Genomic DNA, 16,838 nt, shown 5'->3' with positions numbered 1-16,838 from the left:
GGGCTACAGGCCGACCCACTCCGTGGTGCCCTCGGCGAGGTGCTGGCGCTTCCAGATCGGCGTGCGCTCCTTGACCAGGTCGACGAGCTGCGCGCACACCGCGAAGGCCTCGGCCCGGTGCGGCGCGGCGACGGCGGCGACGAGCGCGACATCGCCGATCGCCAGCGCTCCGACGCGATGGATCGCCGCGACGCGCAGGCCGGAGGAGTCCGCGATCTCGGCGCACACCTCGGCCAGGAACCGCGGCGCGTCGGGATGGGCCTCGTAGTCCAGGGCGTGCACGGATGCGCCGTGATCGTGATCGCGAACGACGCCCTCGAAGACGACGAGCGCACCGTCCGATCGCGTGGTGACGAACGCCTCCGCCGCGGCGCGGTCGATCGGCTCCGCCGTGACGAGCGCCAGATACCGGTCAGCCATGACCGCCGCCGGCGACCTGGTCGAGCACATGCCCGAGCAGCGGCTCGAGGACGGCGAGCCCGTCGCGCACGCCGCCGGACGATCCGGGCAGGTTGACGACGAGCGTCGCACCCGCCATGCCGGCGACCGCACGACTCAGCGAGGCCGTCGGCACCGCCGCCCTGCCCGCCGCGCGAATCGCCTCGGCGATGCCGGGCAGCTCGAAATCGAGCACCGCCCTCGTGGCCTCGGGCGTGCGATCCTGCGGATGCAGTCCGGTGCCCCCGGTCGTCAGCACGACTTCGGGCGCGGCAGCCACGATGCTCCGCAGCGCCGCCGCCGCGTCGAGGTCGGCCGTCACGATCGCGTCGTCGACCGCGAACCCGCGCTCCCGGAGCCACTCGACGATCAGCGGCCCGGTCGTGTCGGCACGGGTTCCGGCCGCCGCCGCGGTCGAGGAGACCAGCACGGCTGCAGAGCGACCGGCGCCGAGCAGGGAGACAGATGGATGCCGCCCTTCGGCATCCGGAGCGACCGCGTCCCGCGTCCACTCGCCGTGCTTGCCGCCCGACTTCTCGAGCAGGCGGATCTCGCCGAGCACCGCCCGAGGATCCACGGCCTTGATCATGTCGTGGAGGGTGAGCCCCGCGATCGCGACCGCGGTGAGCGCCTCCATCTCAACCCCCGTGCGCGCGGTGACCGAGACCGTCGCCTCGATGAGGACCGCGTCGCCGTCGAAGCCGAAGTCGATCGTGACGGAATCGAGCGGCAGGATGTGCGCGAGCGGGATCAGCTCGCTCGTGCGCTTGGCTCCCGAGATGCCCGCGATGCGCGCGGTGGCGAGCACGTCGGCCTTCGGCAGGCCGTCGGCGCGGACCAGTGCGATTACTTCGGCGGTCGTCGACAGCCGGCCGGCGGCGTGGGCGACACGGCGCGTGATCGGCTTGGCGCCCACGTCGATCATGCGTGCGCGGCCGTCATCGTCCAGGTGCGTGAGCGAGCTCATAGGTCAACGGTATCCACCGACGCGCCGGCCGGGAGCGCGGTGACCTCCGCCGGGACGTCGATCAGCACATCGGCGGCGGCCAGCGCGGCGACCAGATGCGACCCGGGACCGGCGACGGTCTCGACCTCCCCGTCCGCAGTCACCCTGGCGCGGAGGAACTGACGGCGTCCGGCGATCGACTCCAACGGGGTCGCCAGCGCACGGACGATGCGACGGTGCTCGGGCAGGCCGGCGATCTCGCGCAGCAGCGGCGCCACGAACAGGGCGAAGCTCAGTTGGCTGCTGACCGGATTGCCCGGGAAGCAGACGACCGGCACGCCGTGATAGCGCGCGTGCGCCTGCGGACCGCCCGGCTGCATGTCGACAGTGCCGACGATCGCCCCGAGCGGTTCGAGCAGCTGGCGAACCGGTTCGTGCGCGCCCATCGAGATGCCGCCGCTCGTGAGCACCAGTTCCGCGCCCGCCGCGATCGCCCGATCGAGAGTCGCCCCGAGCCGTACCGGATCGTCGCCGGCGAGCTGCAGATCGACCACCTCGGCGCCCACCGCGGTCGCCGCAGCCGCGAGGGCGATGCCGTTCGCATCGGGAAGGCTTCCATGCGCGAGGGGAGCACCCGGTGGGACGAGCTCGTTGCCTGTGCTGACGACCGCGACCCGCACGCGCGATCGGACCGCGACCTCCATCAGGTTCGCCGCGGCCAGAGCCGCCAGGTGCCGCGATGCGAGGCGCCGGCCGGCCGGCAGCAGCACCGCCCCGGCGAGCACGTCCGATCCCGCCTCGCGGACGTAGTCGCCGGCATCCCGTCGTCGAAGGACCTCGACCCCGCCGTCGACGAGGCGGGTGTCCTCGATCGGGATGACGGTGTCGGCCCCGGGGGGCACTGGTGCACCGGTCATGATCGCGATCGCCGAGCCGGCGGGCAGCGCTGCGGGATCGGCCGCGCCGGCCGCGATCTCACCGAGCAGAGGAAGGACGGCGGGGATGCGATCGAGGTCGGCACTGCGGACCGCGTAGCCGTCCATCTGCGAATTGCGGAACGTCGGGAGGTCGATCGGACTCCGCACCTCCGCCGAGGTCACCCGATCCGCCGCGAGCGCGATCGGGACGATCTCGACCGGCCGATCGGTCACCGATGCGAGGAGCTCGCGGATGACGGCGGCGTAGTCCTCGACCGGGATGCGTTGCATGGCTCTGGTTTCGCGTCGTTCAGTAACGGGGCAGGGAAGGGTCGACGGTGCGCGACCAGGCGTCGATGCCGCCGGCGAGATGGCGGGCGCGGGCGAAGCCGGCAGCCTCGAGGCGCTGCAGGGCGGTCTCCGAACGGACGCCGAGGTGGCAGAACACGATCGTCGGTGCGGCGGGGTCGAGTTCGCCGATGCGCGCATCGAGCTCGCCGAGCGGGATCACGATCGCGCCGGGCAGCGCCGCGGCGGCGACCTCGTGAGGCTCGCGGACGTCGAGCAGCACCGGCGGAATCGGCTCGCTCAGCAGAGCCGAGAGTTCACGCGCCGTGATCGAGCGATCGGATGCCGGCGCCCGGGCGGGCGGAGGCACGAGGGGCGCCGCATCCCTCGCCGGATCACGCTCGTACCGCAGCTCGCGTGTCGTCCCGGTCAGGGCGTCGAACAGGATGACCCGCCCGACCAAGGGCTCTCCGATCCCGGTGAGCAGCTTGATCGCCTCCGTCGCCATGAGTCCGCCGATGACCGTGCACACGGTCGGCAGGATGCCGGCGACCTCGCACGTGTCGGCTTCGGAGTCGGGTCCGTCCGGGAAGAGGTCACGGTAGTCGGTGCCGCCCCAGGCGATGCCCACCTGCCCCGACCAGCGCAGGGCCGACCCCCAGACGAGGGGGATGCCTGCGGCGACGGCGGCGTCGTTCGCCGCGAAGCGGGTCTCGTTGGTGTCGGAGCCGTCGATCAGGATGTCCGCACCGGCGAGCAGCCGACCGGCGGTGGCCGCGGTGAACAGGCCACGGTGGCCGATCACGGTCGTCTCCGGCGACTGGGCGCGTACCGCATCCGCCGCCGAGTCGACCTTCGGGCGGCCGACATCGGTCGCACCGTGCAGGATCTGGCGGTGCAGGTTCGTCTGATCGACCAGGTCGTCGTCGACCACGGTGATCGTGCCGACACCGGCCGCGGCGAGGATCGGCAGCACTGCGCTCCCGAGACCGCCGGCGCCGATCACGACGGCGTGCGCACCGGCGAGCCGCCGTTGCGCAGCCTCGCCGAAACCGGGCAGGATCCGCTGGCGCGCGTACCGCGCGGCGCTCGGATCCGGGGGAGTGGTCATCTCGCGATTCTCCCATCGTTTCGGGCTCCCGGCCCGGCCGCTCACCCGCGCTACAGTCCTGGAGTGCCCGATTCCGCCGACGAACTGACCTTCTGCTGCCTGCTGTGGGCGACGCCCGACCGCATCGCGGAGCTGCACGCGTACGAGGATGCCGTCCTCGCGCTGTTCCCCGATCACGGCGCGACCGTGCTGCAGCGCGCGTTCGGCGACGGGGCGGACGACCAGCCGGTCGAGGTCCAGCTGCTGCGGTTCCCCGACCGGGCCGCGCTCGACGCATACATGGCCGACCCTCGCCGCACCGCGCTCCTCGGTGAGCGTGACCGGGTCTTGGCCCGCACGGAGCTGTTCGCGGTGAGCCGGCCGACCCTCGACCAGACGGGGTAGCGTCGAACCCATGACCGCGCCGTCCGCCCGCTTCGCGACGGGTCGAGGCGTCGCACGCTGGGCGCTCGCCGCCCTGCTCGCCGTCGCGGGGGCATCGCACGTCACCTGGGGTCGGCGCGGATACCGCATCGTCGTGCCGGACTGGGCGACGCGACTGACCAGGCTCGACAAGGACGCGATCGTCCTGGCATCCGGTGCGGTCGAGCTGGTGCTCGCCGTCGGGCTCGTCGCGCTGCCGACGCAGCGGCGCAGCGTGGGCCGGCTGGTCGCCGCGTTCTTCATCGCGGTCTTCCCCGGCAACGTGCACCAGTGGCAGACCGGCAGGTCCGCGCCGCTGATGCGCACCGACCGTGCGCGCTTCGTGCGGCTGCTGCTGCAGCCGCCGCTGGTCGTCTGGGCGCTGTGGAGCACTCGTGGACGGTGACACGCGGCTGACCCATCGCGTCTACGGATCGCCGGGCGCGGCGCGCCTGGTCGTCCTCGTCGGCACCGGGATCGCGGTCGCCACCGACCCGGCACCCGCCGAGACCGCCGCGCGCAGCATCTGCGTGCTCGCCGTGTCGCTGGACGGTGCAGCGATCGCGGATCCCGGCACGTTCGGCAGCGAGACTCCGGCGGAGCAGACCTCGGCGTGGCTCGTGGAGCTGATCCGCGGTGAGCTCGCCGCCCCGCAGTTCACTGCGGCCGGCCCGCCCGCAGCAGGCCTGATCATCTATCGCGAGGCGGTCGATGTCGCGCTTCGCGCGGCGGCCTCGCTCGGCGACACGATCGACCGGATCGCACTCGTCGCCGTCGCCGAACCCGAGCAGCCGCTGGACCGGGACGACCTCGGCATCCTCATCTCCGCGGTGAGCGCGAAGGCCCTCATCATGAACGGACAGCGCGAGGAGGCAGCCGCGAACGCCGCCGCGAACTGGTATCGGACTCAGCTGCCCTCCGCTCGGGTGGAGATGGTCCCCGGCGTGGCCGAGCTGTCGCTCACCGACGTGTGGGCGCGCGCCCTCTCGCACGTCGCGCCGCGGACGAAGCGCTGACCGGGCGCGTGGCGACGACGCGCGGCGCGATCGCATCGCCCGCGTCTTCATGACGGCTTGCATGTCGCGGGCGGGTGGGAGAATTCGGGGATGCTGCTGCACGAGCTCGTGACCACGACCGAGACGGTGGCTGCGACATCATCGAGGCTCGCGAAGATCGATGCCCTCGCGACGCTGCTGAGCCGGCTTGCTCCGGAGGAGATCGTGCCCGCGGTCGGGTTCCTGGTCGCGAAGCCGCGCCAGGGACGGCTCGGGGTCGGGTGGCGGGGGGTCGCGGCGATGGATGCCGACCACTCGGCGCAGCCGACGCTCACGGTGCTCGATCTCGACACCGCGCTCGAGCGTCTGGCCGCGGCATCCGGAGCGGGCTCGGTCGGCACGCGTCGCGCGGAGCTCGACGGCCTCGCCGTCCGGGCGACGGCGCCGGAGTGGGACTTCATCTCCCGGGTCATCCTCGGCGAGCTGCGCACTGGCGCGCTCGAGGGCGTCCTCGTCGACGCGGTGACCCGGGCATCCGGGCAGCCCGCGACGACCGTGCGCCGTGCCGCGATGCTCTCCGGCGACCTCGGCGAGACCGCGCGGATCGCGCTCGCCGGCGCGGACGGCGAGCTCGCCGCGGTGGGACTGCTCGTCGGCCGTCCCGTCATGCCGATGCTCGCCTCCACCGCAGGCTCGGTCGCCGAGGCCGTCGCGACGGTCGCGGGTCCGGCATCCGTCGAGTTCAAGCTCGACGGCGCGCGCATCCAGGTGCATCGCGCCGGCGAGGAGGTGCAGGTGTTCACGCGCAATCTCGCCGACATCACGCATCGGGTGCCGGAGATCGTCGAGGTGGTGCGCAGCCTGCCCGTGCGCGACGTGATCCTCGACGGCGAGACCCTCTCGCTCGACGCCGACGGGGCCCCGCGACCCTTCCAGGACACGATGGCACGGTTCGGCTCCGAGACGATCAGCAGCACGGCGCTGCGGCCCTGGTTCTTCGATGTGCTGCACATCGACGGTCGTGATCTGATCGACGAGCCCCTCGGGGTTCGGCTCCAGGAGCTCGAGCGGATCGCATCCGACTGGCGGATTCCGGGAGTGGTCACCGCCGACCCGGTCGCCGCCGACCAGGTCTCGCGCGACGCGCTCGCAGCCGGCCACGAAGGCGTCGTCGTCAAGGGCATCGACTCCGCCTACGCCGCCGGCAGGCGCGGCAAGAGCTGGATCAAGGTCAAGCCCGTGCTCACCTACGACCTGGTCGTGCTGGCCGTCGAATGGGGATCGGGCAGGCGGACCGGCCAGCTGTCGAACCTGCATCTCGGCGCCCTCGATGCTGCCGGCGACTACGGTCCGCCCGGAGGGTTCGTGATGGTGGGCAAGACCTTCAAGGGGCTCACCGACGAGCTGCTGCGCTGGCAGACCGAGTACTTCCCGTCGATCCAGACCGGCCGCAGCGACTACGCCGTGCACGTGAGACCCGTCACCGTCGTGGAGATCGCGATCGACGGGGTGCAGCGGTCCACGAGGTATCCCGGCGGCGTCGCGTTGCGCTTCGCGCGCGTGAAGGGCTATCGGCCGGACAAGCGACCCGACGAGGCCGATACGATCCAGAGCCTGCGGGAGCTGCTGCGGTGACCGGAGCCCCACCCGCATTTCCGCGTGTCGTCGTGCTGACCGGCGCCGGGATCTCGGCCGACAGCGGCGTGCCGACCTTCCGCGACGCCGGCGGCCTCTGGGAGGGCCACAGGGTGGAGGACGTCGCGACGCCGGAGGGATACGAACGCGACCCGGTCGCCGTGCTCCGCTTCTACGACGACCGCCGACGTGGTGCGGCATCCGCCGTCCCGAACGCCGCGCACCGCGCGCTCGCGCGGCTGGAGGGGGCGCTGGGCGATCACCTGCTCGTGGTGACCCAGAACGTCGACGACCTCCACGAGCGGGCGGGCAGTCGCAATCTGGTGCACATGCACGGCGAGCTGCGGCGGGCACTCTGCGTCTCCTGCGGAGCCCGCCCGGAGTGGGAGGGCGATCTGGAGGATCGACCACGTTGCCCCGAATGCGGCGAACGGATGCTGCGCCCCGACGTGGTCTGGTTCGGGGAGCTGCCGTACGACCTCGACCGGATCGAGAACGCCGTCGTCGCATGCGACGTGTTCGTCTCGATCGGCACGTCGGGCGCGGTCTATCCGGCTGCGGGGTACGTCGCGCTGGCCGCGGCGTTCCGCGCGCGGACCGTGGAGCTCAACCTCGAGCCCAGCGACGCCGTCGTGCCCTTCGATGACGCTCGTGCCGGTCGGGCGAGCGAGATCGTCCCGATCTGGGTCGACGAAGTGCTCAGCGGCGGGTGGACACCGTCACGGTGAACTTCGCGTTGCGCGCGATCTGGCGGGTCGGCCCGACCAGCCGGTCCAGGGCTGCTCGGTACTGAAGCGACGAGTTCCACACCGCCCACAGCTCGCCGCCGGGGGCGAGGACACGACCGGCGTCGGCGAACAGCGGGTCCGCGACTCCCGTCATCGGGACGGCGGTGCCGGCGTGGAACGGGGGATTGAGCGCGATGAGTCTCGCGCTGGCGTCCGGTCGGGACTCGAGGCCAAGCGCGCGGACGACCCGGACGCGTTCGGCGACGCCGTTGGCTGCGACCGTGGCCTGCGCGGAGGTGACCGCGGCTGCTGATCGATCGCTCGCGAGGACGTGCAGTGCGGGCTGCCGCAGCGCCAGCCAGGTCGCGATGACTCCGGTCCCGCAGGCGAGGTCGATGACATCACCGCTGCGACCGTCGAGTTCGTCGGCGCCCGCGGTCGCGAGCTGGTCGAGCAGGAACCTGGTGCCGATGTCGATGCCCGTTCCCGCGAACGCGCCGCCGAGCGCGCAGATCGTGATCGGGGCGTCGAGGCCGGGAGCCGCGTGCAGCGCGGTGCGGGGCCGCGGATCCGCGCCGTCGTGCGGCCCGCGCGCGATGAGCACCCGGGACTTCTGGCGCGCGTGCGAGACGTCCACGGTCGCGAAGCGTCGACGCAGGACTTCATTCATGGCGAGGGTCATGTGCTTGATCCGGCCGCCCGCGAACACGGTCACGCCGGGGTCGGCGTGCGCGGCGATGAGGCCCGCGATGTCATCGAGGGCGTCGAGGGCTCTCGGAAGGCGCACCAGGATCACCGTCGCGCCCGCGACGAGGGTCGCATCGAGTGGCAGGGAGCGGAATGCACCCCCGAGTTCGGCGGCCTCCGCATTCGCGGCGAGCGCGCGCTCTCCGGCCAGGGAGTCCTGGTGGACGCGGATGCCGGTGGCACCGGCATCCGCTGCCCCGAGCGTCAGGGCGCCGTACTCGTCGCCGATCACGACGATCATGCCGTCCGCCGCGGTGTCCCGTGCGGCGGCGGATTCGTCGAGGATCAGGCGGTCGGCGGCATCCGAAGCCAGCAGGTCGGGGCCTTCGACATCGGGACGGCGGCGGAGCGCATCGGGCGAGTAGGGGGGTGGCGGCACCTGGACAGTCTCGCGCAGGGCTGGTCGGAAAGGCGCATCAGGAGCGCTATTGAACTTCCGGCTCACATACCTCAGCGCTCAGGGGTGTGTGAGCCGGAAGTTCAATGCACTCCCGGGCGCACGCAGAACGCCGGGACCGAAACTCGGCCCCGGCGTTCTGTCAGGCGCGTGTCGCTAGACCCGCGCTCCACCCGACCTGAGCCGCGAGAGGGCGTCGACGGTCGCCGCGAGGATCAGCACGGCGCCGGTGACCATCAGGTTGAAGCCTGCGGGCAGGTTGAGCAGGCCGAGCCCGTTCGTGATCACCGCGATCACGAGGGCGCCGATCGCCGCGTTCATGAGCCGTCCGCGTCCGCCGAAGAGGCTGACACCACCGACGACAGCGGCGGCCACGCCGCTCAGCACGATGTCGCGACCGACCGTGGCATCGACCGAGCCGACGCGCGAGACGCTGAACAGCATCGCGGCGACTGCGAGCGAGGAGCAGATCACGAACGCCCACCACTTGATCCAGCGCACCTTCACACCGGAGCGGCGAGCGGCCTCTGCGTTGCCGCCGATCGCGTAGACGTAGCGTCCGAACTTCGTGCGGTCCAGCACGAAGGTGCCGATCCACAGGATCAGAAGCACGATGGGCACGATGATCGGGACGCCGGCCACCTCGTTGACCGACTGTCCGCGGTTCTGGTTGAGCACGAACACGAATGCGCCACCGAGGACGGCGATGACCCCGAGCTTGATCCAGACGAGCGAGATGGCGCGGTTGGGCACACCCGCTTTCGTCCGGCGCGCCCGGTCGTAGAACGAGGTGCCCGCCGAGATGGCCAGGATGATCAGGAGCATGGCCCAGCCGCCCCAGACCGGCAGGTTGCCGTTCTGCAGCGCGATCAGCTCCGGGACCTCGATGCGGAACAGTCCGCCCGGGCCGATGACGACGAGCGCGAGGCCCTGGTAACCCAGGAACAGGCCCAACGTGACGACGAACGACGGGATGCCGACCCTCGCCACGAAGAAACCGATGAGCGCACCGGTGAGGAAGCCGAACCCGAAGCCGAGGAGCAGGGCGAGCGGCCAGGGAATGCCGAACTGCGCGTTGAGGACGACGAACAGCGCCATGCCGACGCCGCCCGTGACGCCGGCGGAGAGGTCGATCTCGCCCAGCAGCAGGACGAACACCAGCGCCATGCCGAGCACGACGAGCGGGGCGGCCTGGTTCAGCAGGTTCGCGAAGTTGCGCTCGGTGAGGAAGAACGGACTCAGGACCGTGAACAGCAGGCTGAGGACGATCAGGCCGCCGACAGCGGGCAGGGCGCCCATGTCGCCGCCGCGGACGCGCTGCCACCATGCCTTGATCTGGTCGGTCAGGCCGCCTTCGACGCCGCTGCCGATCAGGTCGCTCGCGACCGGGCTCGGCGCCGCTTCGGTTGTCGTGCCGCTCACTCTGCGCCTCCCGTGGCGATGTTGGTGGTGCCGATGAGCTCGACGCCCAGCGTCTTGGTCCCGGTGATGTAGCCGACCACGTCGTCGCGTGTGGTCTCGGCGACATTGATCTGGGCGACCATCTGCCCGAGATACAGCACCGCGATGTCATCCGCGACCTCGAAGACGTCGGCCAGGTTGTGGCTGATGATGATCACCGCGACACCCTGCTCGGACAGGCGCTTCACGAGGTTGAGCACCTGCTCGGTCTGCGCGACGCCGAGGGCGGCGGTCGGCTCGTCGAGGATCACGACGCGCGCCTTCTTCAGCACGGCGCGGGCGATCGCGACGGTCTGGCGCTGGCCACCGGAGAGGGATGAGACCTTCTGGCGCACGGACTTGACCGTGCGAACGGACAGGCCGCGCAGCGTGTCGGACGCGTCCTTCTCCATGCGGCCCTCGTCGAAGGTGCCGAACGTGAGCTCCTCGCGACCGAGGAACATGTTCTGCACGATGTCGAGGTTGTCGCACAGGGCGAGGTCCTGGTACACGACCTCGATGCCGAGGTTGGCGGCATCGCGCGGAGCATGCAGGTCCCGGTGGACACCGTCGATGAGGACTTCGCCCTCGTCGTAGGGCTGGACGCCGGCGAGACCCTTGATCAGGGTCGACTTTCCGGCGCCGTTGTCGCCGACCAGGGCAGTGACCTTGCCGGGGTAGACCTTGAGGTCGACCCCTTTCAGGACGCTCACCGGACCGAACGACTTCTTCACGCCGACCAGTTGGATGATCGGCTCTTGCGCAGTGATCGTGTCTGACATGCTCGCTTCCTTGCGATTCGGTGTGGGTACACGTCGAGGACGTCGCGCCATTCTCAGGCGCGACGCCCTCGATGAGGTGACTGCTACGGAGCGACTACGCCGAACTCCTCGCACGCGGCCATGACATCCGGGGTGCAGACGTCATCGTACGCGGCGTCGCCTGCGGCGACTACGGTGTTGACCTCGTTCGGGCCGACGAGCTGCGGCGTGACCTGGATGTACGGCGTGCCGTCATCCAGCTCGGCGTCTGCGCTGGGCGTGTCGCCCTTCAGCAGAGCGACCGCGGTGTCGACCGCAGCGTCAGCCTCGTCCTTGACCGGCTTGTAGACGGTCGCCGTCTGCCAGCCGAGGAGGATGTTCTGCAGGCCCGCCACGTTGGCGTCCTGGCCGGAGACCGCGACGCCCTTCAGGTTGTTGTCCTGCAGGACCTTGATGACGCCGGCTGCATTCGTGTCGTTCGCGACCCACACGCCGTCGACCTTGCCGCCGAGCGAGGTCAGCGCCTGCTCGAAGTTGGTCTGCGACTTGGCCTGGTCCCAGGCTCCCGGGGGCTCCGCCGCCGGGACGATGCCCGCGGCTTCCATGACCTCGACCGCGCCGTCGTGGAACATCGCGGCGTTGCCGTCGGTCGGGTCGCCGCCCATGTACACGACGACTGCCGTGGCGGGATCCTTGCCTGCGGTCTCGAGACCGTCCAGAACCGTCTGGCCCTCCATGCGGCCGACCTCGACGTTGTCGAACGACACGTAGTAGTCGGCGCCAGTGAACGGACGGTCGTAGGCGATGACCGGGATGCCCTCGGCCTTGGCCTTGGTGGCCACTGCCTCGGCGGCGCCCTGGTAGTCCACGAGCAGCATGACGCCGCAGCCCTGGGTGAGCTGCTGGTCGGCGATCGTGGAGTACTTGTTGACATCACCCTGGGCGTTCTGGATGTCGACCTCGAAGCCGGCGCCCTCCAGACCCTCCTGGAGGTACTTGCGGTCGAAGTTCTCCCAGCGCGGCGAGGACGCCGCGTCGGGGAGGATGACGCACGCACGGCCTGCTGCGTCGCCTCCGCCACCACTCTCGCTCGGCGTGCCGCCGCCCGAGCCGGCACAGCCGACCAGGAGCAGCGCGGCAGTGCCCGTGAGGGCGGCCGCGGAGAGGATTGAAGACTTCTTCATCTTTCGCCTTTCGTCTTTGAATATGCGAGCGCCAGGAGACCCGGCGTGTTTCGCGCTTGAAGCGATCTTTTCGACATCCCGCGTTGGCGTCAAGCTTTGAACGTAACGCTTTGGCAACGCCCGGATGCCGCGACGAAGCCTCTCGCGGCGATGCTCAGCGGACGAGTGCAGGCAGTGCACTATGCATGATCTTGCGCCGAAACGAGTGCACTATGCGCAGAGTGACCGCATCCGCATTGAAAACCGAATCGGCGCGCGTTTTCTACTTGAACGCATGATGCGTTCACGCTCTGCCGGCGGCAGCGCGTTTGCGGCGCGAGAGCGAGTCGACCGTGACCGCGAGGACGAGGACGACCCCGGTGACCATGAACTGTACCGAGGAGTCGAGGTTCAGCAGCGTCAGACCCGACGAGATCGACTGGATCACCACGATTCCCAGCAGCGCGGCGAACGCAGTTCCGCGTCCGCCGAACAGGCTTGCACCGCCGATCACGGCGGCGGCGATCGCGTTCAGATTGACATCGCCCGCGCCGGAGCTCTGGTTCGCCGCCGCCAGCCGGGCCGCCGCCAGGATGCCGCCCACCGCGGCGAGGCTGGAGCACAGCATGAAGACGGAGATGTAGATGCGGTCCACCGGGATGCCGGCCCGGCGGGAGGCCTCGACCGAACCGCCGACGGCGTACACCGCCCGGCCCCACCGGGTGCGGGTCAGGGCGAAGTTCGCGATCACGACGAGGGCGAGGAAGAACAGGAACATGACGCCGACTCCGCGCGACAGGTTCAGGTACCAGGCCGCCACGAGCAGGAACACCAGGAGCGCGCCGCCCCTGAGGCCGATCTCGACGTAGCTCTGGCTGACCAGGTTCGCGGCCGCTCGGGCGCGGGCCCGTCGCATCAGGATCCAGGCGTACCCGGCGGCGGTGAGGACCGCGACGACGTACGACGCCCACGCGGGCAGGAACATCTGCTGCGCGAAGTAGACGATCCAGGAGTCGAACGGCAGATTGATCGAGCCGGTGGCACCGAGCACCCAGAGCTGGAGCCCCAGGAAGCCGAGGAGGCCGGCAAGCGTGATCACGAAGCTCGGCAGGCCGAAGCGCGTGTACAGGAATCCGTAGAGGAGGCCCACCAGCGCGCCCGCGCCGATCGCCGCCACGAGCGCGATCGCGAGGTTCCACTGCAGCTGGACGAACGTGACCGCGAGGATCGCTGCGGCGAGCCCCGCGACCGATCCGACCGACAGGTCGATCTCGCCCACGAGGAGCACGAGCACGATGCCGAGCGCGATCGTCCCGATCGCCGCGCACTGCATCGTGAGGTTCACCAGGTTCGTGCTGGAGAGGAAGATCGGGTTCAGTGCCTGGAAGACCGTCCAGATCAGCACCAGGCCGATCACGACCGGCAGCGACCCGAGATCTCCACCGCGCACGCGGGTCAGCAGCAGCGCGACGGCGGCCCGGAGGCTCCGCGGGCTCAGCAGGCGGTCGTCGGGCACATCGACGGCGGAGGCCGGCACCGCGCGCTCCTCGCGACCGGAGCTCATGCCTTGCCGTCGCCTGCCGCGTCGTGCCGACGCCGACCGCTCTTGTCGGACATCCGGATGATCTTCGGATCGTTCGGCTCGCGCGCAGGGCTCTCGGCCTCGCGGCGCGTCACCGCGTTGTCGGTGGCGCCGGTGATCGCTGCGATGAGCGTCGCGCTCGTGACATCGGCGATGTTGTAGACGCCGTTGTTGCGGCCGAGCCGGAGCACGACGACGCGATCGGCGACGGCCATCACGTCGGCCATGCTGTGACTGATCAGCACGACGCCGTGGCCGCGCTCCCGCAGCCGCTCGATGAGGTTCAGCACTTCGGCCGTCTGGGCGACGCCGAGCGCGGCGGTCGGCTCGTCGAGGATCACGACGCGTGGGTCTCCGATCAGCGACCGGGCGATCGCCACGGTCTGGCGCTGCCCCCCGGAGAGGGAGGCGACCGGGATGCGGACGGACGGGATCTTCGCCGACAGCTCACGGAGCAGGGTCCACGTCTGCTGCTCCATGTCGACCTCGTCGAGCGTGCGGCCCGACCGCAGCTCGCGACCCAGCCAGAGGTTGGCGACGACGTCGAGGTTGTCGCACAGCGCGAGGTCCTGGAACACGGTCGCGATGCCGAGCTCCTGCGCGTCGGCGGGGCTCGAGATCTCCACGATGTCGCCGTCGTACTCGATCGTGCCGGAGTCCGGGGCGTGCACACCCGAGAGCACCTTCACGAGGGTGGACTTGCCGGCCCCGTTGTCGCCGATCAGGGCGACGACCTCGCCTTCGTTCACCCAGAAGTCGACGTCGGTCAGGGCGCGGACGGCGCCGAAGCGCTTGGCGATGCCGCGCATGGTCAGCACGCGCTCGCGGGCGCGGCCGGTGCGGGCGGCAGGCAACGACATCACGACCTCATCCCGTCACGTCCTCATCCTCGGCGATCGTCTCGATCGACCATACCCGCGGTGCCGCCCGGCGGTCGTCGGCACGGGTTCACTCCGTCAGCAGGCCCGCGGCAACGCAGGCGTCGTGGTAGTCGGGGGTGCAGATGTCCTCGATCGTCCAGAACCCGTCCGCGACCACCGTGTCCAGGATGTCGTCGACCGTGACCGCGACCGGATCGAGCAGCGTCGTGGGCGTTCCGTCCATGTCGAGGGGCGCCGTCACCTGCTCGCCGTGCAGCAGCGCGACGGCGACTTCCGCGGCGAGCTCGGCCTGGGGTTTGATCGCCTTGTACACGGTCATGTACTGGTCGCCGGTGAGGATCCGCTGGATCGCGGAGAGCTCCGCATCCTGCCCTGTCACGACCGGCCAGGGCGTGACGTTCGCCGCCTTCAGGGCCGAGACGGCGCCGCTGGCCGTGCCGTCGTTCGCGGCATACACGCCGACGATGTCGCCGCCGTACTGCGCGATCTGGCCGGTGACCCACTCCTGCGCCTTGTCCGGGCTCCAGTCGGGTGTCGCGTACTCGGCGAGCACCCGCAGCCCTGTCGCGTCGATCACGCTGTGCGCGCCCTCGGCGAACCGGGTCGCGTTGCTGTCGGTGGGTGAGCCGTTGACCATGAGGATGCCGCCGTCGAGCTCGCCGCGCTCGGTGAGCGCATCCACGAATGCCGTCGCCTGCAGCTCGCCGACCTTCTCGTTGTCGAAGGAGACGTAGTACGCGAGGTCCCCTCCCGCCACCAGACGGTCGTACGAGACGACGGGGACCCCCTGCGCATTCGCCGCCGCGACGATCGTCACGGCGGCCTGCACGTCGACGGGGTCGAGCACCAGCACGCCGGCCCCGGCGGCCAGGGCCGACTCGGCCTGAGCCTGCTGCTTGGCGGCATCCTGATCGGCGTTCGCGTAGAGCACGCGGTAGTCGCCCAGCTCGGCGATGCGCGCCTCGAACAGCGGTCGATCGAACGTCTCATAGCGCGCGGTCTTCGCATCGGGCAGCAGCAGCGCGATCGCGCCCTCGCCGCTGGGTCCGCCGCCCGGTGACGCAGAGCATGCCGCGAGCGCCGTCGCACCGAGACCGAGCACGATCGTCGCGGCGACGGCCCGCCGGAGGAAGCGTCGCGCGGACGCTCGGATCGACATCCGCCCGCCTACGCCGTGAAGGGCAGGACGTCGGCTTCGACGGTGACGTGATCCAGGGCGATCGTGATCGCGCCCCGGGTCTCGGCCCACTCCCCGAACGATGCGCCGACGATCTCGGGCAGGCCGTTCGCCGAGGTCAGGGCGGTGCGCTCGAGCGAGTGGCGCATCGGCGCCATGAGGATCTCGCCCGCCTGGCCGAGCTCGCCGCCGACGACGATCATCTCCGGGTCGAACAGGTTGCACAGGCTTGCGGCCGCGATGCCGATGTGGCGCCCGGCGTCCGCGATGACGCGTCGCGAGCTGCCATCGCCGCCGTACGAGGCCTGGATGAGGTCGCTGAGCCGCTGCATCCCGTCGCTGGGCGGGAACAGCGACAGCAGCGCCGGACCTCCGGCGTAGGTCTCCAGGCAGCCGCGGTTGCTGCACCGGCAGATGGGCCCGTTCTCATCGATCGTCACGTGCCCGATCTGCCCGGCTTTGCCGTTCACACCGCGGAACAGGTCGCCGCCGACGATCAGGCCGGCGCTGATCGTGTGACCGACCCGGATGAACACCGAAGAGGATGCCGATCGGGCGCTTCCTTCGCGGGCTTCGGCCAGGCCGGCGAGATTCGCCTCGCTGTCCACGAAGACCGGGCGGCCGATGCGTGCGGTGAGGCTCTCGGCGACGTCGACGCCCTCCCAGCCGCGCAGCAGGCCGGGAGTGGACACCATTCCGGTGCGCTGGTCGATCGGGGCGGGCAGGGCGAGTCCGACGGCGAGCAGATCGCCCACCGATCCGCCGAGCGTCTCCATCATGTCGCTGAGCAGGATGCTGAGCCGGTCCAGCTCGGCATCGTGACGGTGGTCGAGCGCGAGCGGCAGCGACGTCTGGGTGACGACCGTGCGGGTGGCGTCTGCGATCGCGATATGCAGCTGGCGCGAGCTGAAGTGCACTCCGGCGACGAGGCCGAGCTGGCGTGTGAGTGAGACGAGGGTGGCACGCCGGCCGCTGCGCGACGTGATCGAAGTGTGCAGCAGGCCCGATGCGGTCAGTTCCTTGACGATGTTCGACACGGTCGCGGGGGAGAGGCCGGTGCTTCCGGCGAGCTCGACCTGGGTGAGCCGCCCATGACGTTTGAGCGACTCGACGAGCCGGGCTCGGTTCGCTTCACGAAGTGAAGACTGCGAGCCAGGCGGGGCGATCCGTCTTACCACGATCGACACTGTACCGGACGAGGTTCACGCAGGACGAGGAGCCGGACTCCTC

At 70.6% G+C, this 16,838-nt stretch carries 17 protein-coding genes; 5 read left to right on the top strand and 12 right to left on the bottom strand.

The window, feature by feature from the left end; genetic code table 11:
- Positions 1-3: 3 nt before the first annotated feature.
- From BM349_RS12485 to BM349_RS12470, 4 genes are read right to left on the bottom strand one after another with little or no spacing between them, the layout of a single operon-like run.
- A complete protein-coding gene (locus BM349_RS12485; protein WP_091707137.1) occupies positions 4-420 on the bottom strand; it encodes a molybdenum cofactor biosynthesis protein MoaE in 417 nt (138 codons plus the stop codon).
- Positions 413-1,405: a bifunctional molybdenum cofactor biosynthesis protein MoaC/MoaB gene (gene moaCB / locus BM349_RS12480; protein ID WP_091707136.1), complete on the bottom strand. Its 993-nt coding sequence runs from the start codon at positions 1,403-1,405 to the stop codon at positions 413-415. The genes BM349_RS12485 and moaCB overlap by 8 nt, the downstream gene beginning before the upstream one ends.
- Positions 1,402-2,592 carry a molybdopterin molybdotransferase MoeA gene (glp, locus tag BM349_RS12475; RefSeq protein ID WP_091707135.1) on the bottom strand — a complete coding sequence of 397 codons (1,191 nt, stop codon included), beginning with the start codon at positions 2,590-2,592 and terminating at the stop codon, positions 1,402-1,404. Before glp ends, moaCB begins: the two co-directional genes overlap by 4 nt.
- Positions 2,593-2,611: 19 nt before the next feature.
- Positions 2,612-3,700, bottom strand: coding sequence for a ThiF family adenylyltransferase (locus tag BM349_RS12470; RefSeq protein ID WP_091707134.1), 1,089 nt, complete (start codon positions 3,698-3,700; stop codon positions 2,612-2,614).
- Positions 3,701-3,763: 63 nt separating this feature from the next.
- Here BM349_RS12470 and BM349_RS12465 point away from each other — a divergent pair, with 63 nt between their 5' ends.
- The 5 genes from BM349_RS12465 (at position 3,764) to BM349_RS12445 (ending at position 7,460) form a co-directional block, all read left to right on the top strand.
- Positions 3,764-4,084 (top strand): DUF1330 domain-containing protein, encoded by a 321-nt coding sequence (locus BM349_RS12465; protein WP_091707133.1) that lies wholly within the window; start codon positions 3,764-3,766, stop codon positions 4,082-4,084.
- 10 nt (positions 4,085-4,094) lie between these two features.
- Positions 4,095-4,508, top strand: a complete 414-nt coding sequence (locus BM349_RS12460; RefSeq protein ID WP_091707132.1) for a DoxX family protein — start codon at positions 4,095-4,097, stop codon at positions 4,506-4,508.
- The gene (locus tag BM349_RS12455) at positions 4,498-5,118 is read left to right on the top strand and encodes a hypothetical protein (RefSeq protein ID WP_091707131.1); all 621 of its coding nucleotides are present in this window, start codon (positions 4,498-4,500) and stop codon (positions 5,116-5,118) included. The genes BM349_RS12460 and BM349_RS12455 overlap by 11 nt, the downstream gene beginning before the upstream one ends.
- A gap of 90 nt (positions 5,119-5,208) precedes the next feature.
- On the top strand, positions 5,209-6,732 hold the full coding sequence (locus BM349_RS12450; RefSeq protein WP_091707130.1) for an ATP-dependent DNA ligase: 1,524 nt from the start codon (positions 5,209-5,211) through the stop codon (positions 6,730-6,732).
- Positions 6,729-7,460 carry an NAD-dependent deacylase gene (locus BM349_RS12445; protein WP_091707129.1) on the top strand — a complete coding sequence of 244 codons (732 nt, stop codon included), beginning with the start codon at positions 6,729-6,731 and terminating at the stop codon, positions 7,458-7,460. The genes BM349_RS12450 and BM349_RS12445 overlap by 4 nt, the downstream gene beginning before the upstream one ends.
- On the opposite strand, the gene BM349_RS12440 is transcribed toward BM349_RS12445, so the two are convergent.
- The 8 genes from BM349_RS12440 to BM349_RS12405 form a co-directional block, all read right to left on the bottom strand.
- Positions 7,432-8,586 carry a class I SAM-dependent methyltransferase gene (locus BM349_RS12440; protein ID WP_091707128.1) on the bottom strand — a complete coding sequence of 385 codons (1,155 nt, stop codon included), beginning with the start codon at positions 8,584-8,586 and terminating at the stop codon, positions 7,432-7,434. The genes BM349_RS12445 and BM349_RS12440 overlap by 29 nt on opposite strands.
- A 174-nt stretch (positions 8,587-8,760) precedes the next feature.
- Positions 8,761-10,026, bottom strand: coding sequence for a sugar ABC transporter permease (locus tag BM349_RS12435; protein ID WP_091707127.1), 1,266 nt, complete (start codon positions 10,024-10,026; stop codon positions 8,761-8,763).
- Positions 10,023-10,826 (bottom strand): ATP-binding cassette domain-containing protein, encoded by an 804-nt coding sequence (locus tag BM349_RS12430; RefSeq protein ID WP_091707126.1) that lies wholly within the window; start codon positions 10,824-10,826, stop codon positions 10,023-10,025. Before BM349_RS12430 ends, BM349_RS12435 begins: the two co-directional genes overlap by 4 nt.
- Positions 10,827-10,909: 83 nt before the next feature.
- Entirely contained in the window at positions 10,910-11,989 is a 1,080-nt protein-coding gene (locus BM349_RS12425; protein WP_091707125.1) for a sugar ABC transporter substrate-binding protein, read from the bottom strand.
- Between the two features lie 283 nt (positions 11,990-12,272).
- Positions 12,273-13,532 (bottom strand): sugar ABC transporter permease, encoded by a 1,260-nt coding sequence (locus BM349_RS12420; RefSeq protein ID WP_091707124.1) that lies wholly within the window; start codon positions 13,530-13,532, stop codon positions 12,273-12,275.
- Positions 13,529-14,410 (bottom strand): ATP-binding cassette domain-containing protein, encoded by an 882-nt coding sequence (locus tag BM349_RS12415; protein ID WP_091707123.1) that lies wholly within the window; start codon positions 14,408-14,410, stop codon positions 13,529-13,531. The genes BM349_RS12420 and BM349_RS12415 overlap by 4 nt, the downstream gene beginning before the upstream one ends.
- A gap of 88 nt (positions 14,411-14,498) precedes the next feature.
- Positions 14,499-15,590: a sugar ABC transporter substrate-binding protein gene (locus BM349_RS12410; RefSeq protein ID WP_091707122.1), complete on the bottom strand. Its 1,092-nt coding sequence runs from the start codon at positions 15,588-15,590 to the stop codon at positions 14,499-14,501.
- A gap of 8 nt (positions 15,591-15,598) precedes the next feature.
- Positions 15,599-16,786: an ROK family transcriptional regulator gene (locus BM349_RS12405; RefSeq protein WP_175525281.1), complete on the bottom strand. Its 1,188-nt coding sequence runs from the start codon at positions 16,784-16,786 to the stop codon at positions 15,599-15,601.
- Between the last annotated feature and the right edge of the window lie 52 nt (positions 16,787-16,838).

This window comes from Microbacterium sp. cf046 (assembly GCF_900114345.1).
Classification (GTDB): domain Bacteria; phylum Actinomycetota; class Actinomycetes; order Actinomycetales; family Microbacteriaceae; genus Microbacterium.
Note: the sequence above shows the minus strand (reverse complement) of the source record. Positions and strands in the feature narration are given on the sequence as shown.

Coding starts and splice junctions, on each gene's coding strand:
- BM349_RS12425 (WP_091707125.1), bottom strand. CDS start 11,989: ATGAAGAAGTCTTCAATCCTCTCCGCGGCCGCCCTCACGGGCACTGCC.
- BM349_RS12420 (WP_091707124.1), bottom strand. CDS start 13,532: ATGAGCTCCGGTCGCGAGGAGCGCGCGGTGCCGGCCTCCGCCGTCGAT.
- BM349_RS12485 (WP_091707137.1), bottom strand. CDS start 420: ATGGCTGACCGGTATCTGGCGCTCGTCACGGCGGAGCCGATCGACCGC.
- glp (WP_091707135.1), bottom strand. CDS start 2,592: ATGCAACGCATCCCGGTCGAGGACTACGCCGCCGTCATCCGCGAGCTC.
- BM349_RS12415 (WP_091707123.1), bottom strand. CDS start 14,410: ATGTCGTTGCCTGCCGCCCGCACCGGCCGCGCCCGCGAGCGCGTGCTG.
- BM349_RS12430 (WP_091707126.1), bottom strand. CDS start 10,826: ATGTCAGACACGATCACTGCGCAAGAGCCGATCATCCAACTGGTCGGC.
- moaCB (WP_091707136.1), bottom strand. CDS start 1,405: ATGAGCTCGCTCACGCACCTGGACGATGACGGCCGCGCACGCATGATC.
- BM349_RS12460 (WP_091707132.1), top strand. CDS start 4,095: ATGACCGCGCCGTCCGCCCGCTTCGCGACGGGTCGAGGCGTCGCACGC.
- BM349_RS12450 (WP_091707130.1), top strand. CDS start 5,209: ATGCTGCTGCACGAGCTCGTGACCACGACCGAGACGGTGGCTGCGACA.
- BM349_RS12410 (WP_091707122.1), bottom strand. CDS start 15,590: ATGTCGATCCGAGCGTCCGCGCGACGCTTCCTCCGGCGGGCCGTCGCC.
- BM349_RS12470 (WP_091707134.1), bottom strand. CDS start 3,700: ATGACCACTCCCCCGGATCCGAGCGCCGCGCGGTACGCGCGCCAGCGG.